Below are 25598 nucleotides of genomic sequence, written 5' to 3'. Positions count from 1 at the left end.
CCTCGCCGCTTCGCGACGAGCCATCCTCTCCCGCATCGGGAGAGGGAAGAACGCGCGACTCCCGCGTTTGCCTCAGACGAGTCTACGACGCCCTTACCTGCCAGAACCGCAGCGTCCGCTTGGCATTCTCCGTCGTCATTCTTGCGTAGAGCCCCTGCGCTCTTGCAAGATCCGCCGGCTTCATCGCACCCGTTGCAAAACGGCTTTCGAGCACGGCCACGGTCGTCTCCCAGCGGAGCTGCGCGGCCTTGCAAGGCACCAGCAGGCCGTCTTCGCGCAGACTCTGCATCAACGGACGGATCACCTCGACCGTCGATCCTGACAATGCCGCCAGCGCCGCCATCGTCTCCTCGTAGCGCCGCTGTCTGGCAAATCCGAGCAGCGTCGGCTCATCGAGCTGGCCGGCGGCCTTGAGATTTGCAACGGCGCGCTTGGCGCCTTCCAAATCGCGGACGCCCGACATTTCGCGCGCGACACCGATGGTGACGGCGGCGATCGCGCTCTGGATTTCCTCGAACAGATGCGGCGGGGCGCGCGACAACAAGCGGGTGCGCACGGCATCGGTTGCCGAGCGCAGCAATTGGCGGCGCAGATCCGACGGCAGATCGACGCGAACGCCGACGCTGACGGCGAGCTCCGGATCGCTTTCGGCCTGTCCGACGATGACGGCAAATCCGTTGCCCGAGACGCGCGCGCCCGGATTGGCGGCGAGCCGCCGGCTGACGCTGGGGTAGCGGCGGGCCAGCAGCGCGTCCGTGACGATCTCCTTCAGCCACCACCGGCCGGCGACCGCGAGCAGATGCGCCTCGCCCTTGCTCGAGGCGATCTTCACGAGTTCGGCGTCGTCGAGGCGGGCGGATTCCTGCAGCACGGGACCGGCGATGCGGATCTCGTCATTGTTGGCGAGGCGGCGGATCACGGACGGCGGCGCCTGAGCGATCGGCGCCAGCTGCGCGCTGATCTCGGCGAGCGCCACGCGCGCGCCGATGTCGGCGATGGCGCGCAGCTCGATGGTGCCGATCAGGCGTTCGAGCACGTCATCGAACAGCGCGATCTGCTCGTCGTCGAAGCTGCCGGCGGAAGACAGGAACAGGTCGGTGACGCGGCGGGCCGTTGCCAGGCCCTTCTCTGCCGAGCCGGCGCGTATCGCGGATTCGACCTCGTCGATGATCGATAGCCCGGCCTTGGTCGTCACGCGCGGCTCGTCCTGAGCGGTTACGGAAGCTTTTCTAAGCAGCCGCTATCATTAGAGGCGAGCGCTGAAGGTTTGGTAAACCATGGCCGGAGGTGTTCGGATCAGGTTCGATGACCGCCACGAAGGCCGTCGGCGCTCTCTCTCTCTCTCTGCAAGCGGGAGAGGTGAACGACGGCGGCGCGCGCCGCTACTCCCCGTTCCAGCCGCAGGCCATGAGCTTCTCGTGCATGTGCGGCGGGGCCGGGGCCACGACGCGGACCGGCTCCTTGTTCCGGGAGATCGGGACCACGATCTCGCGGGAATGCAGGTGCAGGCGCGGCTCGCCGAAGCGGGGTCCGTTGCCGTAAATGTTATCGCCGAAGATTGGCCAACCGCTCTCGGCTGAATGCACCCGCAATTGATGCGTCCGGCCGGTCACGGGTTCCATGGCGAGCCAGGTCAGGCCGCCGCCGCGGCCCAACACCTTCCAGTTGGTGATGGCCCTCTGCCCCTCCGGGTCCGGCTTCTGCCACCAGCCGCGTTCGGCATTGAGCCGGCCGAGCGGCATGTCGATCGTGCCTTCGTCTTCCGCGGGACCGCCCTCGACCACGGTCCAGTAGGTCTTGCCGATCTTGCCATGCTTGAACAGCAGTCCGAGGGACGCCGTGGCTTTGCGGTGGCGGCCGAGCACGAGGCAGCCGGACGTGTCCTTGTCGAGCCGGTGGGCCAGCACCGGCGGCCGCGGCAGGCCGAACCGCAGCGCGTCGAAGGAATGCTCCAGGTTGGGGCCTCCCTTGGGGCCGCGATGCACCGGCAGGCCGGCCGGCTTGTTGATGACCAGCATCAAACCGTCGCGATGGAGTACGCGCGACAAAATCTCGTCAGCGGTCAATTCGGGAACATCGAGCACTTGCAAGACTTTCGTTTAATCGCCGGAACGGCTAACACACCAGTGCGGCGGATTTGGCATTCGCTTGGTGTTTGCCGCAAGCGCGGAGCGAATGCCAAATCCAAAAGCCGCAATGGCAAGAAAACATCTCTCGTGCCGCTCTTCGATTTGAAGTTCCTAACCGAACGCGCGGCAAGAGAGTAGGAACTTCGAATCGGCGGCACGAGCAACATGAACGATACCTCCGAAACCCCCAAGCTGAGCTGGTGGCGCCGCCTGTCCAACGGGTTGAAGCGCACCTCGTCCTCGCTCGGGACTGCGGTCGCCGACCTTGTCACCAAGCGCAAGCTCGATCGCGCCATGCTCGACGAGATCGAGGACGTGCTGCTGCGCGCCGATCTCGGCACCGCGGTCTCGGTACGGATTGCCGATGCGGTCGGCGCCGGACGGTACGACAAGGCGATCTCGGCCGACGAGGTCAAGGACGTGGTCGCGACCGAGGTCGAGAGGGTGCTGGCACCGGTGGCGAAGCCGCTCGAGGTCGACAAGGCCAAGAAGCCGTTCGTGATCCTCGTGGTTGGCGTCAACGGCTCCGGCAAGACCACCACGATAGGAAAGCTCTCACAGAAATTCGCCTCCGAAGGCCGCAAGGTGATGCTCGCCGCCGGCGATACGTTTCGCGCAGCCGCCATCGAGCAGCTCAAGGTCTGGGGTGAGCGCACAAGGACACCCGTGATCGCGGGGGCGCAGGGCTCGGATTCGGCCAGCCTTGCCTTCAACGCACTGACCGCGGCGAAGGAGCAGAACATCGACGTGCTCCTGATCGACACCGCCGGACGCTTGCAGAACAAGGCCGAGCTGATGAACGAGCTCGAAAAGGTCGTGCGCGTGATCCGCAAGGTGGATGCCACCGCGCCGCACGCGGTGCTGCTGGTGCTCGACGCCACCGTCGGCCAAAACGCGCTGTCGCAGGTCGAGGCGTTCCATCGCACCGCAGGGGTCACCGGCCTCGTGATGACCAAGCTCGACGGCACCGCCCGCGGCGGCATCCTGGTGGCGCTCGCGGAGAAGTTCAAGCTGCCGGTGCATTTTATCGGCGTCGGCGAGGGCGTCGACGATCTCGCGCCGTTCACCGCGCGCGATTTCGCCAAGGCTATCGCGGGAATCGAAAGCTGAAAAATGGACAAGACTCAGCCGCACCCGATGTTCAAGCTCGCGACCGAACTCGGTCCGCTGCTCGTGTTCTTCTTCGTGAACGCGAAGTTCAATCTGTTCGCCGCGACCGGCGCCTTTATGGTGGCGATCGCGGTCGCGATGACCGCGTCCTATATGGTGACGCGCCACATTCCGATCATGGCGATCGTGACGGGCGTCGTCGTGCTGGTGTTCGGTACGCTGACCCTGGTGCTGCACGACGAGACCTTCATCAAGGTCAAGCCCACCATCATCTACGGCCTGTTCGCCGCGATCCTCGGTGGCGGCCTGTTGTTCGGCCGTTCCTTCATCGCGGTGATGTTTGACCAGGTGTTCAATCTGACCCCGCAGGGCTGGCGCATTCTCACGCTGCGTTGGGCGCTGTTCTTCGCCGGAATGGCGGTGCTGAACGAGATCGTGTGGCGCACCCAGAGCACGGACTTCTGGGTGAACTTCAAGGTGTTCGGCGTCACGACGCTGACCATGATCTTCGCGGTCGCCCAGCTGCCGTTGACCAAGCGGCATCACCTCGAGCCGGTCTCGCTGGAGACCAGCGAAGCCGAGGCGGGGGATGTGAGTAAGGGGTGACGGTCTCTCCGCTCGTCATTGCGAGCGAAGCAATCCAGAATCGTTCCGCGGAGAGACTCTGGATTGCTTCGTCGCGCCAGCGCAAAATTGCTTTGCAGTTTTGTCGCGGGCTCCTCGCAATGACGGTCTTGGTTAAGACCCTGCCTTCAGCGCCTTCTCCAGCTCCGGCATCAGCACGGTCTTCAGGTTTTGCGCCGTGATCGGTCCGACCAGCTTGTAGACGATGTTGCCCTCGCGCCCGACGACGAAGGTTTCCGGCACGCCGTAGACGCCCCATTCAATCGAGGCGCGGCCGTTGCCGTCCACCCCGACATGGCTGAAGGGGTTGCCGTAGCGGCCGAGGAAGCGGCGCGCGTTGTCGGCGGCGTCCTTGTAATTGATCCCGACCAGCTGAATGCGTTTGTCCTTGGCGAGCTCGGTCAGGAGCGGCGCCTCGTCATGACACGGCACGCACCAGGACGCCCACACGTTGACCAGGCTCACCTTGCCCTTGAACGCGGCGGGGTCGAGGCCGGGCACCTGCGCATTGCCAGCCTGCAATCCCTCGAGCGGCGGCAGTACCGTCTGCGGCGCCGGCCGTCCGATCAGCGCGGACGGAATCCGCGAGGGATCGCCGCTGCCGAGCCGGAACCAGAACAGCAGCGCCAATGCGAGGAATGCAATCAGCGGCAGCACCATCAGGAAGGTGCGGCGCCGCGGCGGAGCGGAGCTCGGCTGATCGCTCATCGCAGCTCCGTCGCGCTGCGGCCCGAACGGCGGGTGATGCCGCGCTCCTCCAGCTCGCGCAGGCGCTGCGTCTGGCTGCGGTAATCGAGCATGACCCAGCCGATCAGGATGGCGACCACGAGGGCGGCAGCCGCGTAAGACGTCACGATGAAAGACGCGTAGGGACCCAGCGACATTGTCATGCGGCTTTCTGACTGGCCTGCATCATCTGCAGCGAGCGGACCCGGCGGCGCAGGATCTCGTTGCGCATCGCGGCCAAATGCAGCGTGACGAACAGCAGCGTGAAGGCGATCGCCATCACCAGCAGCGGGATCAGGAAAGACTTGTCCAGCGCCGAGCCGCCCATGCGCATCACCGAGGCCGGCTGGTGCAGCGTGTTCCACCAGTCGACCGAGAACTTGATGATGGGCAGGTTGATCGCGCCGACCAGGGTCAGCACCGCAGCCGCCCGCGCCGCGCGCGAGGGATCGTCGACCGCGCGCCACAGCGCCATCAGGCCGAGATACATCAAGAAGAGAATCAGGACCGAGGTCAGACGGGCGTCCCATTCCCAATAGGTGCCCCACATCGGTCGGCCCCACAGCGAGCCCGTGAGCAGCGCAAGGAAGGTGAAGGCGGCGCCGATCGGCGCTGCCGCTTTGGCTGCGACGTCGGCGAGCGGATGCCGCCATACCAGCGTGCCCAGCGAGGCAATGCTCATCACGCCCCACACGAACATCGCCAGCCAGGCATTGGGCACGTGAATGAACATGATCTTCACGGTCGCGCCTTGCTGGTAGTCGTCCGGTGCGGACGCGGATTGATAGAGGCCAATCGCGAGCAGGATGACGGTCGCGGCCGCGAGCCACGGCAACAGCCGCGCCGTCAGCGCGAGGAACCGTGTGGGATTGGCGAGATCGATCAGCGTCATGGTATCCTGATAATCACCGGGAGCCGCTCAGGCAATCAGCACGAAAGTCCGTCGCGAAAGTTGATCGGGGTCAAGTCAGTCGAGACCATCTCAGTCGAGGCCATGCCGCAGGCTTGCCGCGGCCGCGAAGGGGCCGATGACGAGGCTGACCAGCGACAGCGCGCAGAGGATCGAGAAGGGCGCGCCGAACGTCATGGGGCCGACGATCACGGCCTGCGAAGCCGCAACCCCGAAAATCAGCACCGGGATGGACAGCGGCAGTACGAGGACCGCCATCAGCAGCCCGCCGCGGTGCAGCGTCACGGCCAGCGCTGCGCCGATCATGCCGGTGAAGGTCAGGGCCGGCGTGCCCGCCAGCAGCGTCAGCGCCACAGCTCCGGTCGCGACCATGTCGAGGTTGAGCAGGAGGCCGAGCACGGGGGTTGCGACAATCAGCGGCAGGCCGGCCGCCAGCCAATGCGCCAGCGCCTTGGCAGCGCAGGCGAGTTCCAGCGGCGTCCGGCTCATCGTGATCAGGTCGAGCGAGCCGTCCTCGTGGTCGGCCATGAACAGCCGGTCCAGCGTGAGCAGGCTCGCCAGCAGCGCGCCGAGCCACAGGATCGCCGGCCCCAGGCGCGACAGCAGCGCCAGATCCGGCCCCACCGCGAACGGCATCAGCACCACCACGGTCAGGAAGAACAGCACGCCGATCAGCGCCCCGCCGCCAACGCGCAGCGCGATCCTGATGTCCCGGCGGACGAGGGCTGAGAGGGCGGTCATGGGATGACGCTTCCGGCAGGGCAGCCATGGGAGCCGGATTGGAGCTGCGAGGATGGTGCGCTCCCTCCGCCGCTTGCGGGGGAGGGTTGGGGAGAGGGTGTCTCGACAACGAAGATTCCCCCAGAGGACAGAACCCTCTCCCGGCGCTCCGCGCCGGTCTCTCCCGCAGGCGGGAGAGGCTTGGGAGCCGGCGGCGACGCCTGCTTTCCGGGTGCGAGATGGGCGAGGGGGGAAGGAACGGTGAGACCAGGGGCCCGCCGCTCGGAAAGCTGAGGGTGGGCCCGAATCACGCCACACCCCCGATCCGCAGCTCCCGCGATTCGATCCCCAGCGGCGCATGGGTCGCCGCGACGATCATCCCGCCGCGCGAAAGGTGCTGGCGCATCAGGCCGCCGAACATGTCCTGGCCGGCGACATCCAGCGCATTGGTCGGCTCGTCCAGCAGCCAGACCGGGCGGCGCACCGTCAGCAGCCGGGCCAGCGACAGCCGGCGGCGCTGGCCGGCGGACAGGAAGCCGGCGGGCAAATGGGTGGCGTGGTCGAGGCCGACGGTCGCGAGGGTCTCGGCGGGGTCAGCGCGCTCGCCGCCGAGGAAATCGGCCCAGAATGTCAGATTTTCAGTCACGCTCAGCGCCGGCTTCAGGGCATCGCGATGGCCGAGGTAATGGCACTGCTCGGGCAGCGTCAGCTCGCCGTCGCCGCCGTCCAGCACGATGGTCCCGGCCGCCGGGACGAGCAGGCCAGCGATCAGCCGCAGCAGCGAGGTCTTGCCCGCGCCATTGCGGCCCACCACCGACACGGCCTCGCCGGCAGCCGCGGCGAAATCAAGCCCGGAGAACACCTCGCGGCCGCCGCGGACGCAAATGAGCCCGCGTCCGGACAGCTGCATCTTGCCTTGTGTCGTTCCGCTCACAGCCAGGCCTCAGGAAATCTTAGGGTAGCGCATGGGAATTTTTGGCTCGCGAATTGCTGCGGCACGATTGAGGCTGTGGCGGCGCGGTTAGAAAGCTTCTATAAGCCCGGAACTACTTGATGCAGCAACTCAACCTGCCCCTGCAAGCGGCCCAGCCTGATACGCCAACGGTGTTAAAATACCCTGCCGGGTATAACTAACAATTGGGATTCCTACATGACCTCGCTCGACAGCTTCAAATGCAAAAAGACCCTCAAGGTCGGCGCCAAGACCTATGTCTATTACAGCCTGCCTACGGCCGAGAAGAATGGTCTGAAGGGGATTTCGAAACTTCCCTATTCGATGAAGGTCCTGCTCGAGAACCTGCTGCGCAACGAGGACGGCCGCTCGGTGAAGAAGGACGACATCGTGGCGGTGTCGAAATGGCTGCGCAAGAAGTCGCTGGAGCATGAGATCGCCTTCCGCCCGGCGCGCGTGCTGATGCAGGACTTCACCGGCGTCCCGGCGGTGGTCGACCTTGCCGCGATGCGCAACGCGATGCAGAAGCTCGGCGGCGATGCCGAGAAGATCAATCCGCTGGTTCCGGTCGATCTCGTCATCGACCACTCCGTGATCGTGAACTTCTTCGGCGACAACAAGGCCTTCGGCAAGAACGTTGCCGAAGAATACAAGCAGAACCAGGAACGCTACGAGTTCCTGAAGTGGGGCCAGAAGGCATTCTCGAACTTCTCCGTCGTGCCCCCCGGCACGGGCATCTGCCACCAGGTCAATCTGGAATATCTGGCCCAGACGGTCTGGACGAAGAAGGAGAAGATGACGGTCGGCAAGAAGACCGGCACGTTCGAGGTCGCCTATCCCGATTCGCTCGTCGGCACCGATTCCCACACCACCATGGTCAACGGCCTTGCGGTGCTCGGCTGGGGCGTCGGCGGCATCGAGGCGGAGGCCTGCATGCTCGGCCAGCCGCTGTCGATGTTGCTGCCCAACGTCGTCGGCTTCAAGCTGAAGGGCGCGCTGAAGGAAGGCGTCACCGCGACCGACCTCGTGCTGACCGTGACGCAGATGCTGCGCAAGCTCGGCGTGGTCGGCAAGTTCGTCGAGTTCTTCGGCCCCGGCCTCGACCACCTTTCCGTTGCCGACAAGGCCACCATCGCCAACATGGCGCCCGAATACGGTGCGACCTGCGGCTTCTTCCCCGTCGATGCCGCAGCGCTCGACTATCTCAAGACCTCCGGCCGTTCTTCCGCGCGCGTCGCGCTGGTACAGGCCTATGCCAAGGCACAGGGCCTGTTCCGTACCGCGAAGTCGCCCGATCCGGTGTTCACGGAAACGCTGACGCTCGACCTCGGTGACGTCGTGCCGTCCATGGCCGGCCCGAAGCGTCCCGAAGGCCGCATCGCGCTGCCCACCGTCGCGGACGGCTTCTCGCTCGCGCTCGCCAGCGAGTACAAGAAGGCCGAGGAGCCTGCCAAGCGCTTCCCTGTCGAAGGCAAGAATTTCGACATCGGCCATGGCGACGTCGTGATCGCAGCGATCACCTCCTGCACCAACACCTCGAACCCGAGCGTCCTGATCGGTGCCGGCCTGCTCGCGCGTAACGCGGCTGCGAAGGGCCTCAAGGCCAAGCCGTGGGTGAAGACCTCGCTCGCCCCGGGCAGCCAGGTGGTCGCCGAATATCTCGCCAATTCCGGTCTCCAGCCGTATCTCGACAAGGTCGGCTTCAACCTGGTCGGCTTCGGCTGCACCACCTGCATCGGCAATTCCGGTCCGCTGCCCGAGGAGATCTCCAAGGCGATCAACGACAACGGCGTCGTCGCGGCCGCCGTGCTCTCCGGCAACCGCAACTTCGAGGGCCGCGTCTCGCCGGACGTGCAGGCGAACTATCTGGCTTCGCCGCCGCTGGTCGTCGCCTACGCGCTTGCCGGCAGCGTCACCAAGAACCTCGCCACCGAGCCGCTCGGCGAGGGCAAGGACGGCAAGCCGGTGTACCTGAAGGACATCTGGCCGACGACGAAAGAGATCAACGCCTTCATGAAGAAGTTCGTGACCGCGTCGATCTTCAAGAAGAAGTACGCCGACGTGTTCAAGGGCGACACCAACTGGCGCAAGATCAAGACGGTCGAGAGCGAGACCTATCGCTGGAACATGTCTTCGACCTATGTGCAGAACCCGCCCTATTTCGAAGGCATGAAGAAGGAGCCGGAGCCGGTCACCGACATCGTCGAGGCGCGTATCCTCGCCCTGTTCGGCGACAAGATCACCACCGACCACATCTCGCCGGCCGGTTCGATCAAGCTCACCTCGCCCGCCGGCAAATATCTCAGCGAGCACCAGGTGCGCCCCGCCGACTTCAACCAGTACGGCACGCGCCGCGGCAACCATGAAGTGATGATGCGCGGCACCTTCGCCAACATCCGCATCAAGAACTTCATGCTGAAGGGCGCCGACGGCAACATTCCGGAGGGCGGGCTCACCAAGCACTGGCCCGACGGCGAGCAGATGTCGATCTACGACGCCGCCATGAAGTACCAGGAAGAGAAGGTGCCGCTGGTGGTGTTCGCCGGTGCCGAATACGGCAACGGCTCCTCGCGCGACTGGGCCGCGAAGGGCACGCGCCTGCTCGGCGTTCGCGCCGTGATCTGCCAGAGCTTCGAACGCATCCACCGCTCCAACCTGGTCGGCATGGGCGTGCTGCCGCTGACCTTCGAGGAAGGCACCTCCTGGCAGTCGCTTGGTCTGAAAGGCGACGAGAAGGTCACGCTGCGCGGCCTCGTCGGCGACCTCAAGCCGCGCCAGAAGCTGACTGCGGAGATCGTCTCCGGCGACGGCTCTTTGCAGCGTGTTTCGCTGCTCTGCCGCATCGATACGCTGGACGAGCTCGACTACTATCGCAACGGCGGCATCCTGCACTACGTGCTGCGCAAGCTTGCGGCGTAAGCGCGGATTTGTGAACGATGGCTCACTGCGAAGTGAGTAGAAGCCTGAACGAAGGCGGCCTATCAAAGGCCGCCTTCGCGCGTTTGCGGTGCGCTTCAGATGGGCCCGCCCGGCGGAAAACCTCCCCTTGGACGGTTGCCTGGACGGAGGAATGTGCCGCGCCCGTAAGACTACGGTGACCATCCGGCGATAAGATCTCCCTTCTCACGAGCAACGGTGTGCGGCGTTCGATATGACGACAATGACGGCTTCTCATCTGATTCCACGTTGGTCCGGTGCCCTCTGGTCGGGAGCTCTCGGCATCTGTGCGATCATCGCCGTCATCCGTCCCGCCCACGCTGATCCGCGTGCTGTTGTCGAGTTGTTTACCTCGCAGGGCTGCTCGTCCTGCCCGCCCGCCGATCAGATCATCGGCGATCTCTCCAAGGACCCATCGATCATCGCGCTAAGCATGCCGATCGACTATTGGGACTATCTCGGCTGGAAGGACACGCTGGCGGACTCGCGCTTCTCTGCACGGCAGCGTGCCTACTCGCGCATGCGCGGCGACCGCGAAGTCTACACCCCGCAGGTCATCGTCAACGGCTCGACGCACGTCATTGGCAGCGACCGCGCCGGGATCGAGCGTGCGATCGGCAAGGCAGACAAGGGCACTGGCGTGATGAGCGTGCCGGTGACGATGTCGCTTTCCGGCAAGCAGATCAACGTTTCGGTGGCGGCGAGCAAAGAGCCCGCGGTCTCGCGCGGCGAGGTCTGGATCTGCTCGATCGCGAAGTCGGTGCCGATCGCCATCACCCGTGGCGAGAATCGCGGACAGCAGGTCACTTACCACAACGTGGTGCGCAACCTGCTCAAGGTCGGCGACTGGACCGGCCGTCCGGAAAGTTGGACGGTGCCGATCGAGAACCTCACCCGCGACGGCGTCGACGGCGCGGTGGTCTATGTCCAGGACGGCAGCCGCGAAAAGCCCGGCCCGATGCTGGGCGCGGCGTACACCTCGCTGCATTGAAGCCGGCAGAACGTCTCGGTAATTGGCGTCATTTCGGGGTGCGCGAAGCGCTGGCCCGAAATCCATTCATTCATCGCACGAGTCGAGAAATGGATTCTCAGACGCGCAATTGCGCATCATAGTTCGCGCCGAGAGGCGCGCTCCGGAACGACAGCGGCCGGAAACATCCCGACACAAACAAAAAAGGACCAACTTGCGCTGGTCCCTCCTTGCCGTGCGTACAGACCCGATCCTGTTCGACCCCGGGGGGCTGGGGGCTGAGGAATCCGGAACCGAAAGGACCGGGTCAACGCACGCGAATCTTCTCGCAATTCAGGGCGGCAGTCGCTATAGCGTTTCACATTTTGATTGAAGCATAACCGGCGCTGAGGAAGTAGTTGGCGCATTCGCGAGGCTGGATGTCCTGGACGAGGTGACCGATATGGCGCCAGGTCTCCTCGATGGTGCGCTTCTGAGCTTGCCGCATCCAGTGTTTGATCTTGGAGAAGGCCTGTTCGATCGGGTTGAGATCGGGCGAGTATGGCGGCAGGTACCAGAGCCTGGCGCCAGCCGCCTTGATCATCTGCCTGACCGCTTTCGACTTGTGGCTTCCGAGATTGTCGAGAATGACGATGTCGCCTTCGCGCAGGGTTGGCAGGAGAATGTGCTTCACGTAGCCACGGAAGCATTCACCGTTGATCGGGCCATCGAAGACGCAGGGTGCCGTGAGTTGGTCATGGCGGAGCGCGCCGAGGAATGTGAGGGTACGCCAGTGACCATGCGGAGCGAAGCCGCGCAGGCGCGCCCCTTTGGGTCCCCAGCCCCGCAAGGGGGCCATGTTGGTCTTGATCCAGGTCTCATCGATGAAGACGAGTCGGCTCGGATCGAGCCCGGCCTGCCAGGATCGCCAACGCAAACGCCTACGAGAGACGTCGGCGCGCGCCTGTTCGAGCGCGAACAGTGTTTTTTTTGAACCGCAGCCCTTCCCGGCGCAGGAACAGCCAGACCGCGTTATGTGAGACCTTGACCCCACGGGCTGCCAGTTCCGCCTTCAGACCATGCAGCGTCAGGTGTGGCGTCTGCGTGATCCGCTCGACGATGAAGGCGCGGTGCAGATCAAGCACAGGCTTGCGGTGACCGCCCATCTTGCCAGGCGCTACCGAGCCGGTCGCTCGATAACGCTGCGACCACTTCACAACTGACGAGACCGCAACGCCAAACCGGTCTGCCACAGATCGGCAGCTCTCACCTTTGGCAACAGCGGATACCGCGCGCTTACGCAAATCGTTCGAAATTGGTCGGACCATCGGATGCTGGCCTCCAGCCCAGCCAGCATCTTGAATCATATTCGCCCCAGATCCGGAATCCCTTCCGATTCAATAAATCCGTGAACCGCTCTAGGCGGAAAAGCGGCGACACTATGATTCCTGCTAACGATCCCGTGACGGTTTGCCGCGACAGAGTTCCACCACTGCGTGTGTCTCGATGCACAGCCGATTCGACGGGTTGAGGGGAACCCCTTGCGGCCACGAACGGTTGGCGCGATCATGCAATCGTCATGAACGCGGTTCCCGGGGGCGGTCTTCGCGGACGCGGTCATTGCTGGCGATGAGGAGGCGCTTCCATGAGCCTGATGTCGGAGGATGCCGATCCGAGCGAGCAGCGCGCGGCGGCGCGCCCCGCCGCCCTGAATGCGCAGGCAAACCGGGTGACGTTCAACCGGCTCGAGCTGCACCGGATTCTCAATCTCTACGGTCGCATGGTCGCGGATGGCGAATGGCGCGACTACGCGATCGACTTCCTGAAGGATCGCGCCGTGTTCTCGGTCTATCGCCGTGCCTCGGAAGTGCCGATCTACCGCATCGAGAAGGACCCGCGCCTCGCGCGCAAGCAGGGCATGTACAGCGTGATCTCGGCGACCGGGCTCATCCTGCGCCGCGGCCATGAGCTGGAGCGCGTGCTGCTGGTGATCGATCGCAAGCTCGCGGTGGTGTGACGACCTCTGCCCGTCATTCCGGGACGCGACGAAGTCGCGAGAGCTCGCGCGGCGCGTGCCCCGGAAGGACGGGAGCCGTTACGTCACCGGCACGGTGCTTGCCCCCTCGCCGAGGTCGCGCTGCATCATCACGGTATCCAGCCAACGGCCGAATTTCAGCCCGACATTTGGATGGGTGCCGATCATCTTGAAGCCGCTCTTGGTGTGAACGCCGATCGAGCCGGCATTGGCGGAATCGCCGATGACCGCGATCATCTGGCGGAAGCCGCGCGCCTCGCACTCGCTGATCAGCCGCTCCAGCAGCAACGAGCCGACGCCCCGGCGGTGGAAGGAGGGATCGAGATAGATCGAGTTCTCCACCGTGAAACGGTAGGCCGGCCGCGGCCGGTAGGCGCCCGCATAGGCATAGCCGGCGACGCGTCCATCGAGCATGGCGACCAGATAGGGGTAGCCGCCGTCCACCAGCGCACGATAGCGGCGCGTCATCTCGGCAAGGTCAGGAGGCTCCAGCTCGAACGTCGCCGTGCCCTCGCGGACGGCTTGCTGGTAGATCGCGGTGATGGCGGGGAGGTCGGCCTCGGCCGTGGGCCTGATTTCGGGTGCGGACATGGGGCGGAGATTAAGGCCTTGCCGCGGGCCCTGGAAGAGGCCGCACCGCCTCCACACCCGTCATTTGCGAGCGCAGCGAAGCAATCCTGGAATGCAGCCGCGGAGGGACCCTGGACGCTTCGTCGCAAGGGCTCCGCGCAATGACGGCGTTCGTGGCTGCCGCAGGCCCAAACAAAAACCCCGGCCTCTCGGCCGGGGTCCGTGTCGTTCCCTCGCCGGGCGCCTACTCGCGCTGGCCGAGGAGCTGCAGCAGCAGCGTGAACAGGTTGATGAAGTTCAGGTACAGCGACAGTGCGCCGGTGATGGCCGCACGCTCTGCGATGTCACCGCCGGCCGAGGCATAGCCGTAGATGTAGTCGTTCTTCAGCCGCTGGGTATCCCAGGCGGTGAGGCCCGAGAACACCAGCACGCCGACCACCGACACGATGAACTGCAGCATCGAGCTGGCCAGGAACAGGTTCACCAGGCTGGCGAGAACGACACCGATCAGGCCCATGAACAGGAACGAGCCCATCCCGGTGAGGTCACGCTTGGTGGTGTAGCCGTAGAGGCTCAGCGCACCGAAGGTGGCCGCGGTGATGAAGAACACCCGCACGATCGAGGTGTGCGTGAACACCAGGAAGATCGACGAGAGCGAGATGCCCATCAGCGCCGAGAACACCCAGAACAGGATCTGGGCGGTCGAGGGTGCCAGACGGTTGATGCCTGCCGATATCACGAACACCATCGCGAGCGGCGCGAGCATGAACAGCCACTTCAGGGGGCTGACGAACATCGCGTAGCCGAACGGCGTCAGGAACAGCTTGCCGACGCGGACCGCGTCCGGGGTCGCAACGTCGGTCACGGCAGCCATGTAGACACCGAGCGCGGCGAGACCGGTGATGGCCAGGCCGATGCTCATGTAGTTGTAGATGCGCAGCATGTAGGCGCGCAGGCCGGCATCGACCGTCGCGGCGTCAACACGCCCGGCGGCCCTGCCGAAAGGAGAAGCGTAGTTACGGTCTAGGTCCGACATGGTCGAATTCCCGTTGGTTGGTCCGGTCCGGCACGAGGGTCGCCATGCCGCCGGTTCGTCAAATTCTATCTCGGACCCCGATGTGAGCCGACTAAATTCCGGCTCACAATCGGGACTCCGAACCCATTCGATATGTGGGAAACTAACACATTCGATGCAACCGTCCACGCGCGGCTGAATGTCGCCCTCGCCCGCAATCCTGACGAGCGGACGTGGTTAATCGCAGGAATCGTGCGATTCCGCTCCCGCACGGCGACCCGCTACATTTTGTCACAAATTCCGCAACACCGTGGCCGGCTTTTTGTTCAACGCCAGCAGCGTGCCGGCGAGCCCCAGCCCGACGGTAACGACGAGTGCCGCTGCCACCACGCCGGCCGCGCTGCTGGCCTGCCAGACGAAGCTCAGCGTCATCAGGCGCGTCACGATGATCCAGGCCGCGATGCTGCCGGCGATCACGCCGAACACGGCGGTTGCCAGGCCGATCAGGAGGTATTCGAGCGCATAGGCGCCGAGCAGCCGCAGCCGCGTCGCGCCCAGGGTTTTCAGGATCACCGCATCGTAAACCCGGTGACGATGGCCGGCTGCGAGCGCCCCGCCCAGGACAAGGATGGCCGAGATCAGGGTGACGGCACTGGCGCCGCGGATCGCCAGCGCCAGGTTGGTGACCACTGAGCCGACCGTCTCCATCACCTCGCGCACCCGCACGCTGGTGACCATCGGATAGGCGTCCGCGACCTCCTTGATGATCCTGCCGTCGCCCACGGCATTGCCGCCGGCCTCCGTCAGCGTCGCGATATGCGTATGCGGTGCGCCCTTGAATGCGTTTGGCGAGAAGACGAGAACGAAGTTGATGCCGAGGCCCTGCCAGTCGATGGTGCGCAGATTGCCGATTTTGGCGGGAATGTCGCGGCCGAGCACGTTGACCACGATCTCGTCGCCGAGCTTGAGGCCAAGCCCGTCGGCGATCTTCTTCTCCATCGAGACCAGCGGCGGGCCGGAATAATCGGCGCTCCACCATTCGCCTTCGACCACTTTGGAACCTTTCGGCAGCTCGCCGGTGTAGGTCAGGCCGCGGTCGCTCTGCAGCACCCATTCGGAATCCGTTGTCGGCTTGAGCTCCTCGGCGCGAACGCCGCGCGCGGCGACGATGCGCCCGCGCAGCATCGGCACGTCCTCCACCTTCGCGCCGGGGGCAATCCGGCGCAGATAACCGTCGAACTGCTCGGCCTGCGCGCTCGGGATGTCGATGAAGAAGAAGGACGGCGCCTGGTCGGGCAGAGCTGCGAGGAATTGCCGGCGCAGATTGCCGTCGATCTGGGTGATGGTGACGAGCACGGCGAGGCCTAGGCCCAGCGACAGCACGACCGACGGCGTCAGCGCGCCCGGCCGGTGGATGTTGGCAATCGCCAGCCGCAGCATCGGCAGCCGCGACCGCGGCAGCCGCCGCGCGATCGCCATCAGCAGGGCGGCAATGCCGCGGAGCAGGGCGAACACGAGGACCGAGGAGGCGACGAACACCGCGGCGATGCGCTTGTCGAAGGAGAGGCCGATCACGACCGCAATGAGCAGCGCGATCACGAGTGCCATGAACACGAGATAGCCCAGGCGGGGCCGGTGCCATTCCGAGCTGATCGTGTCACGGAACAGCGCGGCCACCGGCACGTCGTGCACACGCCCGAGCGGCCACAGGCCGAAGGCGAGCGCGGTGAGGAGGCCGTAGACGAAGGACAGCGCGAGCTCATCGACATGCATGGCCGGCACCACCGGCAGCGGCAGGAGCTTGCCGAACAGGCCGACGATCGCGAAAGGCATGGCGGCACCGAGCGCGAGGCCGATGACCGAGCCGATGCCCGCGAGCAGAATGACCTGCGCCAGGTAGATGCCGAACACGTCGCGACCGGTCGCGCCGACGGCCTTGAGCGCAGCGATCACCTCGAGCCGGCGATCGATATGGCTCTTCACGGCATTGGCAACGCCGACCCCGCCGACCAGCAGCGCGGCCAGGCCGACCAGGGTCAGGAACTGCGTGAAGCGGTTGATGTTGCGTTCGAGCTGTGGCGAGGCATTGGAGCGGCTGCGGATCTCCCAGCCGGCCTGCGGCGCGGCGTTGCGCGCGTCCGCGATGAAGGCCTCGGTGGCGCGCTCGCTGTTCGCGGCATCCGGCAGCTTGACCCGGTAGACCCAGCGCACCAGGCTGCCGGGCTGGATCAGGCCGGTGGCGCGCAGGCCCGCCTCGCTGATCAGAAAGCGCGGCCCGAAGCCGATGCCGCCGGCGAGCTTGTCCGGCTCGGCTTCGACGGTAGAGCGGATCTGGAAGGTTGCCGCGCCGATGGTGACCCGATCGCCGGCCTTCAGCGACAGCCGGGTCAGCAGTGCCGGATCGGCAGCGGCGCCGAATGCGCCGTCACGCTCCGCGAGCAGATCGGACATCGGCAGTGGCGGTGCCAGCGTGAGCTGTCCAAGCATCGGATAGGCGTCGTCGACGGCCTTCATCTCGACCAGCGCCAGCTTGCCGTCAGCCGAGCGCGCCATGCCGCGCAAGGTCGCCGCCGTCGACAGCGTGCCGCGCGAGCGCAGGAACGCGATCTCTTCCGGCTTGGCCTCCCGCTGGAACAGCACGAAGGAGACGTCGCCGCCGAGCAGGGTGCGGCCTTCCCGCGCAAGGCCCTCGGAGAGGCTCGCCGACACGGAGCCGACGCCGGCGATCGCCATCACGCCGAGCGCGATGCAGGCGATGAAGACGTAGAAGCCGCGCAAGCCCCCGCGCAATTCGCGCATCGCGTAACGCAGCGACAGCGCGACGCCATTGGGCTTCGCGAAAGGTTCGGCAACCGTGCTCATGCCGGCGCAGACTGCGTGTCGATGCGCCCGGAGCGCAGGCGGATGACGCGGTCGCAGCGATGCGCCAGCGAGGAATCGTGCGTCACCAGCACCAGGGTCATGCCGCGCTCGGCGTGCTTGCTGAAAAGCAGATCGACGATCTGCTTTCCGGTGGCCTCGTCGAGATTGCCGGTCGGCTCGTCGGCGACGAGGATCGCCGGATCGGGCGCCAGCGCGCGCGCGAGCGCGACGCGCTGCTGCTCGCCGCCGGACAATTGCGTCGGATAATGATGCAGGCGGTCGCCGAGCCCGACCGATTGCAGCTCCTCTGCCGCACGCTTCGCGGCATCGGGATTGCCGGCAAGCTCGAGCGGCACGGCCACGTTCTCCAGCGCCGTCATGGTCGGGATCAGGTGGAAGGACTGGAAGACGATGCCGACCTGGCGGCCGCGAAAGCGGGCCAGCGCATCCTCGTCGAGGGCATTGAAAGCCGTGCCTGATACCACCACCTCTCCGCTATCAGGACGCTCCAGCCCCGCCATGACCATCAGCAGCGTGGATTTGCCCGAGCCTGACGGGCCGATCAGGCCGATCGCCTCGCTGCGGCCCACCCGCAGGCTGATATCCTTGAGGATGTGAACGCGTGCCGCGCCCGTACCCAATGAAAGATTGACGTTGGAGATGGCGATGGTGTCCGCGTCGGTAGCGGCGAGCGAAGAGGTTTCGATGCGTGTGTCCATGGTCCGGTCATATGGCAACTCCGATAGCGCGGTCGAGAGGCGTTACGGATTGTTCATGCACATAGCCGTGTTGATGCTCGCTTTGATGACGATGGCGATAGCGGCGCCGGCGCAGGCGCAGCCGCCGGCCAAGCCGATCAGGCTGGTGGTTCTCGGGGATTCCCTCAGCGCCGGTTTCGGCCTTGCGGCGCAGGAGGCGTTCCCCCAAAAGCTCAAAAAAGCCTTGCAGACCAAGGGCATAGAGATCGATATGATCAACGCCGGGGTGTCCGGCGACACCACCTCCGGCGGCCGCGACCGGCTCGACTGGTCGGTGCCGGAGGGAACCGATGGCGTCATCGTCGAGCTCGGCGCCAACGACGCGTTGCGTGGTATCGATCCCGACCTGACGCGCGCCGCGCTCACCGACATCATCCAGCGGCTCAAGGCGCGCAAGATCGCGGTGATGCTGTGCGGCATGCTGGCGCCACCGAATTACGGCGCCGATTATGCCGCGCGCTTCAATTCGATTTATCCGGAGCTGGCGAAGAAATTCGACGTGCCGCTCTATCCGTTCTTCCTCGAAGGCGTTGCCGCCGATGCCACGCTCAACCAGGCCGACGGCATTCATCCCACGGCGGCCGGCATCGACATCATCGTCGGCAGGATCATGCCCGCGGTGGAGGCATTCATTGGCACGATCGCTGAGCAGCGGCGTTGAAAGCAGGCAGCGGCAACCTTAATTCCCAGGGTTTTACCGGAGTGAGGTGGGCGAAGCTTCGCAGAGTCACACAACTGCGATAGGAATCAGGGTACCGGTGATTCGTCGCCGGCTCTAATTTGGATATGGTCCTGCCTCGAGGGCTGTACCCAAGCATCGGGAGTGCGAAACGATGCCGCGTTTGTTCACGGGTCTGGAAATTCCGGCCGAGATCGGCCAGTCGCTTTCCAACTTGAGGGGCGGCCTTCCCGGCGCCCGCTGGATTGATCCCGAGAATTATCACGTCACCCTGCGTTTCATCGGCGACATCGACGGCGCTTCCGCCAACGAGATCGCCTCCTTGCTGTTTCGCGTCGACCGCAAGCCGTTCGAGGTGAAGGTGCAGGGCCTGACCAGCTTCGGCGGCCGCAAGCCGCGCGCGGTGGTCGCCACCATCGCGCCGAGCAAGCCGCTGATGGAATTGCAGGCCGAGCTCGAACGCATGATGCAGCGGATCGGCCTTGATCCGGAAGGACGCAAGTTCATCCCGCATGTCACGCTGGCCCGCCTGCATGATGCGTCCGACCGCGACGTCGCCGACTATCTCTCGCTGCGCGGCTACTTCCCGAGCAAGGCGTTCATGGCGGAACGTTTCGTGCTGTTCTCGTCGCGCGCATCGACCGGCGGCGGACCGTATGTGGTCGAGGACGCCTACGAGCTGTGCGCCTAGCTCGCTGTCGTGCCCCGGACGTCGAGCCGGGGCCCGTCGCTCCGCGACCAACGACATAGGACGAGCGACATGGAAGGTCCGTCAGCGCAGCGGGCAAGACCGCTGCCGCCTCCAGGACACGAAAGCGCATACCTCTGACCTCATTTCACGACTTGCAATTTCCGCCGCTCTCTGGCGGTAAAGGACCATGCTCTCGACCCCGAGTTCCCCATTCCGCGAGGCCTACCAGGCCGAGATCGCGTCCGGCGCGATCGAGCCCGATGCCGCGCAGGCCGAGGTCGCCGAAGCCTATGCGGCGCTCGACCAGCGGCTTGCCACCTACAAGCCGCAGCGCAAGCAGGGCCTGCTCGCCCGCCTGTTCGGCGGCAATGACAAGGACGAGGCGCCGCGCGGGCTCTACATCCATGGCGAGGTCGGCCGCGGCAAGACCATGCTGATGGACTTGTTCTTTCAGCACTCCTCGGTCGAGCACAAGCGTCGGGCGCATTTCCACGAGTTCATGGCGGAAGCGCATGAGCGCATCTACGACTATCGCCAGAGCATCGCGCGCGGCGAGATCGCCGACGGCGACGTCATCGCGCTGACCGCGAACGCGATCTTCGAGGAGAGCTGGCTGCTCTGCTTCGACGAATTCCACGTCACCGACATCGCCGACGCGATGATCCTGGGACGCCTGTTCGCGAAATTGTTCGAGCTCGGCACCGTCGTGGTCGCGACTTCCAACGTCGCGCCCGACGATCTCTACAAAGGCGGCCTGAACCGCTCGCTGTTCCTGCCCTTCATCAAGCAGATCACCGATCACATGGACGTCGCGCGGCTCGATGCACGCACCGACTTCCGTCTTGAGAAGCTGCAGGGCGTGCCGATGTGGCTGACGCCGGCGGATAGTGACGCGGACGCCGCGCTCGACCGCGCCTGGAAGCGGATGTCGGGCGGCGCCAAATGCAGGCCGCGCGACATCTCCATCAAGGGCCGCATCCTGCACGTGCCGTGCTCGGCCCATGGCGTGGCGCGGTTCTCGTTCGCCGACCTCTGCGAGAAGCCGCTCGGCGCCTCCGACTACCTCAGGCTGGCGCACGACTATCACACCATCCTGGTCGACCATATTCCAGTGATGGACCTCTCCCAGCGCAACGCCGCCAAGCGCTTCATTACGCTGATCGATGCGCTCTATGACAACGCCGTGAAGCTGATGGCCTCGGCCGACGCCAACCCGATCTCGCTCTACCTCGCGACCGAGGGCAACGAGGCCAACGAATTCAAGCGGACCGCCTCGCGCCTGATCGAAATGAGTTCGGAATCCTATCTGGCGCTGGCTCATGGCCGCAAGGATTCCACCGCGAGCGGCTCGACCAAGGGCCTGGTCGAGACTTAAGTCCTATGTGCCAGCGCCGTCACTCCGGGGGGCGCGAAGCGGCGAGCCCGGAATGACGAGGATGTGGCTGGCGGCTCTCTCGGCAAGCCCGACAAATGGGCATCCACCGACTTGAACGGGGGAAGCGAAAGGGATAACCACCCACTCAGTTTCCCCTCCTTACGTCTCCAAAGGACAGGTTCACATGGCGCGCGACAAGATTGCTTTGATTGGCTCCGGTCAGATCGGCGGAACGCTGGCTCACCTCATCGGCCTGAAGGAACTGGGCGACGTGGTGATGTTCGACATCGCCGAGGGCGTGCCACAGGGCAAGGCGCTCGACATCGCGCAGTCCTCGCCGGTCGACGGTTTTGACGCGCACTATACCGGCGCGAACTCTTACGAGGCGCTGGACAACGCCAAGGTGTGCATCGTCACCGCCGGCGTGCCGCGCAAGCCGGGCATGAGCCGCGACGACCTCCTCTCCATCAACCTCAAGGTCATGGAGCAGGTCGGTGCCGGCATCAGGAAGTACGCGCCCGACGCCTTCGTCATCTGCATCACCAACCCGCTCGACGCCATGGTCTGGGCGCTGCAGAAGGCTTCAGGCCTGCCGCACAAGAAGGTCGTCGGCATGGCCGGCGTGCTCGACTCCGCGCGCTTCCGCTACTTCCTGGCCGACGAGTTCAACGTCTCGGTCGAGGACGTCACCGCTTTCGTGCTCGGCGGCCATGGCGACACGATGGTGCCGCTGGTGAAGTACTCCACCGTCGCCGGCATCCCGCTGCCCGACCTCGTCAAGATGGGCTGGACCTCGCAGGCGCGTCTCGACGAGATCGTCGATCGTACCCGCAATGGCGGCGCCGAGATCGTCAACCTGCTCAAGACCGGCTCCGCCTTCTATGCGCCGGCCGCGTCCGCGATCGCCATGGCGGAGAGCTATCTGAAGGACAAGAAGCGCGTGCTGCCCTGCGCCGCCTACCTCAACGGCGAGTACAGCGTGAAGGACATGTATGTCGGCGTACCGGTCGTGATCGGGGCCAAGGGCGTCGAGCGGGTGGTCGAGATCGAGCTCGCCGGCAAGGACCGCGAGGCCTTCGACAAGTCGGTCGGCGCGGTGCAGGGTCTGGTGGACGCCTGCAAGAAGATTGCCCCCGATCTTCTCGGCAAGTAATTCAAGTCATCCCCGCCGAAGATCGAAGCCCGATCTTCGGCGGTTTCACTTCCGGAGGACAGGCCAAGTCCCGTCGAGGGTGTGGCGGCTCCGGACCGGCAGTCCAGAGATTTCGACGACAATCCGGGTTGTAGTTCCTTTGGTATATGGTATGCCAAGCCAAAAGAATGATGCGGCCTCGCGAGGGCGCCGCCCGGGGGTTCAGGGAGCGACCATATGAATATCCATGAATATCAGGCCAAAGCGCTGCTGAACGAGTTCGGCGTGCCGATCTCAAAGGGTGTGCCGGTGCTCAAGGCTGCGGACGCCGAGGCTGCCGCCAAGGCGCTGCCGGGCCCGGTCTGGGTGGTGAAGAGCCAGATCCATGCCGGCGGCCGCGGCAAGGGCAAGTTCAAGGAAGCCAGCGCAGGGGACAAGGGCGGCGTCCGCATCGCCAAGTCCGCCGCGGAAGTTGCCGAGTTCGCCAAGCAGATGCTGGGGGCGACGCTGGTGACCGTGCAGACCGGTCCCGCCGGCAAGCAGGTCAATCGCCTCTACATCGAGGACGGCTCGGACATCGACAAGGAGTTCTATCTCTCGATCCTGGTCGATCGCGAAACCTCGCGCGTCTCTTTCGTCGTCTCGACCGAAGGCGGCGTCAACATCGAGGAGGTCGCGCACAACACCCCCGAGAAGATCGTGACCTTCTCGGTCGATCCCGCGACCGGCATCATGGGCCATCACGGCCGCACGGTCGCGAAGGCGCTGAACCTCTCCGGCGATCTCGCCAAGCAGGCCGAGAAGCTCACCGCCCAGCTGTACGCCGCCTTCATTGCCAAGGACATGGCGATGCTGGAGATCAACCCGCTGGTCGTCACCAAGCAGGGCCAGCTCCGTGTGCTCGACGCCAAGGTGTCGTTCGACGACAATTCGCTGTTCCGTCATCCCGAGGTGCTCGCGCTGCGCGACGAGACCGAGGAAGACGCCAAGGAAATCGAGGCGTCGAAATACGACCTCAACTACGTCACGCTCGACGGCAACATCGGCTGCATGGTCAACGGCGCCGGTCTCGCCATGGCGACGATGGACATCATCAAGCTCTACGGAATGGCGCCGGCGAACTTCCTCGACGTCGGCGGCAGCGCCAGCAAGGAGAAGGTCGCGGCCGCGTTCAAGATCATCACCGCCGATCCCAACGTGAAGGGCATCCTGGTCAACATCTTCGGCGGCATCATGAAGTGCGACGTGATCGCCGAGGGCGTCACCGCCGCCGTCCGCGAGGTCGGCCTCAGCGTGCCTTTGGTGGTTCGCCTCGAAGGCACCAATGTCGAGCTCGGCAAGAAGATCATCAGCGAGTCCGGACTGAACGTGGTGCCGGCCGACAATCTCGACGACGCCGCGCAGAAAATCGTGAAGGCCGTCAAGGGAGGCTAAGGCCATGGCCCAGGACCATCTCGCCGCATCATCTCCGCTCCCCGAACACGCGCGCCTGGCCGCGTTTGCCGGCGAATGGGATGGCGAAGAGACGGTCTTCCCGTCGCGCTGGACGGAGGGCGGGCCGGCCACCTCCCGCGTCGTTGCGCGCATGGACCTCAATGGATTCTATCTGATCCAGGACAGCGTCCAGATGCGCGACGGCAAGCAGGCCTTCGCCACCCACGGCATCTTCACCTACGACCGCGACGACCGGACCTACAAACTGTTCTGGTACGATTCGCTCGGCTACACGCCGCCCTCGCCCGCCTCGGGCGGGTGGGTCGGCAAGACCCTGACGCTGGTGCGCGGCTCGCTCCGCGGCAATGCGCGCCATGTCTACGAAATCATCGACGACAATTCCTACTCGATGAAGATCCAGTTCTCGCCGGACGCGGAAGGTTGGGCCGACGTGCTCACGGGCGTCTATCGACGGGCCCACTGAGGCAGGTGCGGGTCGATGACAAACGTCTACCTGGACGGTGCCGCGTGATAGCGAATGCCGCGTTGCTTTCGGGAGTGGCTCTTGCTGCCGCAGTATCAGCGGCGAGGGCGGGCGCCGATGAAAATGAGGTCCTGTTCAACGCCGTCAACGATCTCTGCGTCAATGGTTCGGAGACCGTGGACGGCCTCGCCAAGCGCGCGCTGAAGATGCCTTACGACGCTTTCAATTATGATTCCGACAACGACGGAAAGTATGCGCGCCAGATCGGGCTGCGAAAGCTCGGCAGCGGCGGCACCATTCTCATCGTGTCGGCGTCTTCAAGGCGAGCGCCGGTGACGGAATGCCGCTTCGTGTCCTATGCCGACGACATGGCGAGCTTGGCGACCCGCCTCCGAGCCGCCTTCGATCTGCCGCAACCGACTGCGCAGTCCTTTGACGTCTCCGTCATCACCCGTGGCGAAAAGTCGATTTCGGGACGACCGATGAAATTCGTTCTTCAATATGGCCTGCAGGACAACAAGCGCTCCGGGGCCTTCACACTCACCGTCAGCCGAGGAAGTAACTGATGTCCATCCTGATCGACAAGAACACCAAGGTCATCTGCCAGGGCTTCACCGGCAAGAACGGCACCTTCCACTCCGAGGCCGCGATTGCCTACGGCACCAAGATGGTCGGCGGCACCTCGCCGGGGAAGGGCGGCTCGACGCATCTGGGCCTGCCGGTGTTCGACACCGTGCGCGAGGCGCGTGAGAAGACCGGCGCCGACGCGTCGGTGATCTACGTGCCGCCGCCGGGCGCGGCGGATGCGATCTGCGAAGCCATCGATGCCGAGATCCCGCTGATCGTCTGCATCACCGAGGGCATCCCCGTGCTCGACATGGTGCGGGTGAAGCGCTCGCTGCTCGGCTCCAAGTCCCGCCTGATCGGGCCGAATTGCCCGGGCGTCATGACCGCCGGCGAGTGCAAGATCGGCATCATGCCGGCCAACATCTTCAAGACCGGCTCGGTCGGCATCGTCTCCCGCTCCGGCACCCTGACCTATGAAGCCGTGTTCCAGACCTCGCAGGAAGGTCTCGGCCAGACCACCGCGGTCGGCATCGGCGGCGACCCGGTCAAGGGCACGGAATTCATCGACGTGCTGGAAATGCTGCTTGCCGATCCCAAGACCGAATCGATCATCATGATCGGCGAAATCGGCGGCTCCGCCGAGGAGGACGCCGCCCAGTTCCTCAAGGACGAGGCCAAGCGCGGGCGCAAGAAGCCGATGGTCGGCTTCATTGCCGGTGTGACCGCCCCTCCCGGCCGCCGCATGGGCCATGCCGGCGCGATCATCTCGGGCGGCAAGGGTGATGCCGGCTCCAAGACCGAGGCGATGAAATCGGCAGGGATTACAGTGTCCCCGTCGCCCGCGCGGCTCGGCCACACGCTTGCCGAAAAGTTGAAAGGCTAATTCAGTTCTTCGTGCTTTTCCGGGCGAAGTTTCGCAGCAAATAGGGTAAAGGGTGC

Annotated in this window: 25 protein-coding genes; 13 read left to right on the top strand and 12 right to left on the bottom strand. The window is 65.0% G+C overall.

The annotated features are described in order from the left end of the window. Positions 1-82: 82 nt before the first annotated feature. Positions 83-1195: a DUF2336 domain-containing protein gene (locus ASG57_RS29905; protein WP_024338845.1), complete on the bottom strand. Its 1113-nt coding sequence runs from the start codon at positions 1193-1195 to the stop codon at positions 83-85. 187 nt (positions 1196-1382) lie between these two features. Beyond that, positions 1383-2084 carry an RluA family pseudouridine synthase gene (locus tag ASG57_RS29900; RefSeq protein WP_024338846.1) on the bottom strand — a complete coding sequence of 234 codons (702 nt, stop codon included), beginning with the start codon at positions 2082-2084 and terminating at the stop codon, positions 1383-1385. Between the two features lie 210 nt (positions 2085-2294). On the opposite strand from ASG57_RS29900, the gene ftsY reads away from it, so the two are divergent. Both ftsY and ASG57_RS29890 read left to right on the top strand, forming a co-directional pair. Further along, on the top strand, positions 2295-3239 hold the full coding sequence (ftsY, locus tag ASG57_RS29895; RefSeq protein WP_024338847.1) for a signal recognition particle-docking protein FtsY: 945 nt from the start codon (positions 2295-2297) through the stop codon (positions 3237-3239). A gap of 3 nt (positions 3240-3242) precedes the next feature. Then, positions 3243-3845 (top strand): septation protein A, encoded by a 603-nt coding sequence (locus ASG57_RS29890; protein WP_057198685.1) that lies wholly within the window; start codon positions 3243-3245, stop codon positions 3843-3845. A 132-nt stretch (positions 3846-3977) separates the two neighbouring features. Here ASG57_RS29890 and ASG57_RS29885 read toward each other — a convergent pair whose 3' ends face one another. The 5 genes from ASG57_RS29885 to ccmA all read right to left on the bottom strand — a co-directional run bounded on the left by ASG57_RS29885 (position 3978) and on the right by ccmA (position 7129). After that, a complete protein-coding gene (locus ASG57_RS29885) occupies positions 3978-4571 on the bottom strand; it encodes a DsbE family thiol:disulfide interchange protein (protein ID WP_057198682.1) in 594 nt (197 codons plus the stop codon). Then, positions 4568-4753, bottom strand: coding sequence for a heme exporter protein CcmD (ccmD, locus tag ASG57_RS29880; RefSeq protein WP_024338850.1), 186 nt, complete (start codon positions 4751-4753; stop codon positions 4568-4570). Before ccmD ends, ASG57_RS29885 begins: the two co-directional genes overlap by 4 nt. After that, entirely contained in the window at positions 4750-5481 is a 732-nt protein-coding gene (locus ASG57_RS29875; protein ID WP_024338851.1) for a heme ABC transporter permease, read from the bottom strand. The genes ccmD and ASG57_RS29875 overlap by 4 nt, the downstream gene beginning before the upstream one ends. A 90-nt stretch (positions 5482-5571) precedes the next feature. After that, complete coding sequence (gene ccmB / locus ASG57_RS29870) at positions 5572-6240, bottom strand: heme exporter protein CcmB (RefSeq protein WP_018318886.1); 669 nt, start codon at positions 6238-6240, stop codon at positions 5572-5574. A gap of 286 nt (positions 6241-6526) precedes the next feature. Continuing rightward, positions 6527-7129: a heme ABC exporter ATP-binding protein CcmA gene (gene ccmA / locus ASG57_RS29865; protein WP_024338852.1), complete on the bottom strand. Its 603-nt coding sequence runs from the start codon at positions 7127-7129 to the stop codon at positions 6527-6529. Between the two features lie 240 nt (positions 7130-7369). Here ccmA and acnA point away from each other — a divergent pair, with 240 nt between their 5' ends. Together acnA and ASG57_RS29855 are read left to right on the top strand one after the other, a co-directional pair. Further along, entirely contained in the window at positions 7370-10090 is a 2721-nt protein-coding gene (gene acnA / locus ASG57_RS29860; RefSeq protein WP_024338853.1) for an aconitate hydratase AcnA, read from the top strand. 232 nt (positions 10091-10322) lie between these two features. Next, positions 10323-11099, top strand: coding sequence for a DUF1223 domain-containing protein (locus ASG57_RS29855; protein WP_024338854.1), 777 nt, complete (start codon positions 10323-10325; stop codon positions 11097-11099). Positions 11100-11436: 337 nt separating this feature from the next. Here the strand turns inward: ASG57_RS29855 and ASG57_RS29850 are convergent. Beyond that, positions 11437-12385, bottom strand: a protein-coding gene (locus ASG57_RS29850; RefSeq protein WP_156402870.1) for an IS630 family transposase whose coding sequence is annotated in 2 segments (ribosomal slippage) — positions 11437-12048 and positions 12050-12385 — 948 coding nt in all. Because the reading frame shifts where the segments join, the coding sequence is not laid out codon by codon here. A gap of 317 nt (positions 12386-12702) precedes the next feature. Here ASG57_RS29850 and ASG57_RS29840 point away from each other — a divergent pair. After that, a complete protein-coding gene (locus ASG57_RS29840) occupies positions 12703-13074 on the top strand; it encodes a DUF2794 domain-containing protein (RefSeq protein WP_024338855.1) in 372 nt (123 codons plus the stop codon). A 78-nt stretch (positions 13075-13152) separates the two neighbouring features. Here ASG57_RS29840 and ASG57_RS29835 read toward each other — a convergent pair whose 3' ends face one another. The 4 genes from ASG57_RS29835 to ASG57_RS29820 form a co-directional block, all read right to left on the bottom strand. Next, a complete protein-coding gene (locus ASG57_RS29835) occupies positions 13153-13683 on the bottom strand; it encodes a GNAT family N-acetyltransferase (protein ID WP_057198680.1) in 531 nt (176 codons plus the stop codon). A 223-nt stretch (positions 13684-13906) separates the two neighbouring features. Next, positions 13907-14698, bottom strand: coding sequence for a Bax inhibitor-1/YccA family protein (locus ASG57_RS29830; RefSeq protein ID WP_024338857.1), 792 nt, complete (start codon positions 14696-14698; stop codon positions 13907-13909). Between the two features lie 270 nt (positions 14699-14968). Next, entirely contained in the window at positions 14969-17539 is a 2571-nt protein-coding gene (locus ASG57_RS29825; protein ID WP_057198678.1) for an ABC transporter permease, read from the bottom strand. Next, entirely contained in the window at positions 17536-18258 is a 723-nt protein-coding gene (locus ASG57_RS29820; RefSeq protein WP_024338859.1) for an ABC transporter ATP-binding protein, read from the bottom strand. Before ASG57_RS29820 ends, ASG57_RS29825 begins: the two co-directional genes overlap by 4 nt. Before the next feature lie 55 nt (positions 18259-18313). Here ASG57_RS29820 and ASG57_RS29815 point away from each other — a divergent pair, with 55 nt between their 5' ends. From ASG57_RS29815 to sucD, 8 genes are all read left to right on the top strand, one after another. Further along, on the top strand, positions 18314-18958 hold the full coding sequence (locus ASG57_RS29815) for an arylesterase (RefSeq protein ID WP_024338860.1): 645 nt from the start codon (positions 18314-18316) through the stop codon (positions 18956-18958). A 172-nt stretch (positions 18959-19130) separates the two neighbouring features. Then, entirely contained in the window at positions 19131-19667 is a 537-nt protein-coding gene (thpR, locus tag ASG57_RS29810) for an RNA 2',3'-cyclic phosphodiesterase (RefSeq protein ID WP_024338861.1), read from the top strand. 187 nt (positions 19668-19854) lie between these two features. After that, entirely contained in the window at positions 19855-21042 is a 1188-nt protein-coding gene (zapE, locus tag ASG57_RS29805) for a cell division protein ZapE (RefSeq protein ID WP_024338862.1), read from the top strand. Positions 21043-21226: 184 nt separating this feature from the next. Further along, entirely contained in the window at positions 21227-22195 is a 969-nt protein-coding gene (gene mdh / locus ASG57_RS29800) for a malate dehydrogenase (RefSeq protein ID WP_057198676.1), read from the top strand. A 216-nt stretch (positions 22196-22411) separates the two neighbouring features. Further along, positions 22412-23608, top strand: a complete 1197-nt coding sequence (gene sucC / locus ASG57_RS29795; protein ID WP_057198674.1) for an ADP-forming succinate--CoA ligase subunit beta — start codon at positions 22412-22414, stop codon at positions 23606-23608. A 4-nt stretch (positions 23609-23612) separates the two neighbouring features. After that, entirely contained in the window at positions 23613-24092 is a 480-nt protein-coding gene (locus ASG57_RS29790) for a DUF1579 domain-containing protein (RefSeq protein ID WP_024338865.1), read from the top strand. Positions 24093-24136: 44 nt separating this feature from the next. Then, positions 24137-24658, top strand: coding sequence for a hypothetical protein (locus ASG57_RS29785; protein WP_155248375.1), 522 nt, complete (start codon positions 24137-24139; stop codon positions 24656-24658). Beyond that, positions 24658-25542, top strand: a complete 885-nt coding sequence (gene sucD, locus ASG57_RS29780) for a succinate--CoA ligase subunit alpha (RefSeq protein WP_024338867.1) — start codon at positions 24658-24660, stop codon at positions 25540-25542. The genes ASG57_RS29785 and sucD overlap by 1 nt, the downstream gene beginning before the upstream one ends. Positions 25543-25598: the final 56 nt, after the last annotated feature.

It is taken from the genome of Bradyrhizobium sp. Leaf396, assembly GCF_001424605.1.
In the GTDB taxonomy this organism is placed as follows: Bacteria; Pseudomonadota; Alphaproteobacteria; order Rhizobiales; family Xanthobacteraceae; genus Bradyrhizobium; species Bradyrhizobium japonicum_C.
The sequence above is the reverse complement of the archived record's forward strand: the minus strand, read 5'-3'. Positions and strand labels throughout refer to the sequence as shown.

What these genes read in the sequence shown, in the direction of transcription:
- ASG57_RS29790 (WP_024338865.1), top strand. Translation starts at nt 23,613, where the DNA reads ATGGCCCAGGACCATCTCGCCGCATCATCTCCGCTCCCCGAACACGCG.
- ASG57_RS29820 (WP_024338859.1), bottom strand. Translation starts at nt 18,258, where the DNA reads ATGGACACACGCATCGAAACCTCTTCGCTCGCCGCTACCGACGCGGAC.
- ccmD (WP_024338850.1), bottom strand. Translation starts at nt 4,753, where the DNA reads ATGACAATGTCGCTGGGTCCCTACGCGTCTTTCATCGTGACGTCTTAC.
- mdh (WP_057198676.1), top strand. Translation starts at nt 21,227, where the DNA reads ATGGCGCGCGACAAGATTGCTTTGATTGGCTCCGGTCAGATCGGCGGA.
- ASG57_RS29875 (WP_024338851.1), bottom strand. Translation starts at nt 5,481, where the DNA reads ATGACGCTGATCGATCTCGCCAATCCCACACGGTTCCTCGCGCTGACG.
- zapE (WP_024338862.1), top strand. Translation starts at nt 19,855, where the DNA reads ATGCTCTCGACCCCGAGTTCCCCATTCCGCGAGGCCTACCAGGCCGAG.
- ccmB (WP_018318886.1), bottom strand. Translation starts at nt 6,240, where the DNA reads ATGACCGCCCTCTCAGCCCTCGTCCGCCGGGACATCAGGATCGCGCTG.
- sucD (WP_024338867.1), top strand. Translation starts at nt 24,658, where the DNA reads ATGTCCATCCTGATCGACAAGAACACCAAGGTCATCTGCCAGGGCTTC.
- ASG57_RS29835 (WP_057198680.1), bottom strand. Translation starts at nt 13,683, where the DNA reads ATGTCCGCACCCGAAATCAGGCCCACGGCCGAGGCCGACCTCCCCGCC.
- ftsY (WP_024338847.1), top strand. Translation starts at nt 2,295, where the DNA reads ATGAACGATACCTCCGAAACCCCCAAGCTGAGCTGGTGGCGCCGCCTG.
- ccmA (WP_024338852.1), bottom strand. Translation starts at nt 7,129, where the DNA reads ATGCAGCTGTCCGGACGCGGGCTCATTTGCGTCCGCGGCGGCCGCGAG.
- acnA (WP_024338853.1), top strand. Translation starts at nt 7,370, where the DNA reads ATGACCTCGCTCGACAGCTTCAAATGCAAAAAGACCCTCAAGGTCGGC.
- thpR (WP_024338861.1), top strand. Translation starts at nt 19,131, where the DNA reads ATGCCGCGTTTGTTCACGGGTCTGGAAATTCCGGCCGAGATCGGCCAG.
- ASG57_RS29840 (WP_024338855.1), top strand. Translation starts at nt 12,703, where the DNA reads ATGAGCCTGATGTCGGAGGATGCCGATCCGAGCGAGCAGCGCGCGGCG.
- ASG57_RS29890 (WP_057198685.1), top strand. Translation starts at nt 3,243, where the DNA reads ATGGACAAGACTCAGCCGCACCCGATGTTCAAGCTCGCGACCGAACTC.
- ASG57_RS29815 (WP_024338860.1), top strand. Translation starts at nt 18,314, where the DNA reads ATGCACATAGCCGTGTTGATGCTCGCTTTGATGACGATGGCGATAGCG.
- ASG57_RS29885 (WP_057198682.1), bottom strand. Translation starts at nt 4,571, where the DNA reads ATGAGCGATCAGCCGAGCTCCGCTCCGCCGCGGCGCCGCACCTTCCTG.
- ASG57_RS29825 (WP_057198678.1), bottom strand. Translation starts at nt 17,539, where the DNA reads ATGAGCACGGTTGCCGAACCTTTCGCGAAGCCCAATGGCGTCGCGCTG.
- sucC (WP_057198674.1), top strand. Translation starts at nt 22,412, where the DNA reads ATGAATATCCATGAATATCAGGCCAAAGCGCTGCTGAACGAGTTCGGC.
- ASG57_RS29855 (WP_024338854.1), top strand. Translation starts at nt 10,323, where the DNA reads ATGACGACAATGACGGCTTCTCATCTGATTCCACGTTGGTCCGGTGCC.
- ASG57_RS29830 (WP_024338857.1), bottom strand. Translation starts at nt 14,698, where the DNA reads ATGTCGGACCTAGACCGTAACTACGCTTCTCCTTTCGGCAGGGCCGCC.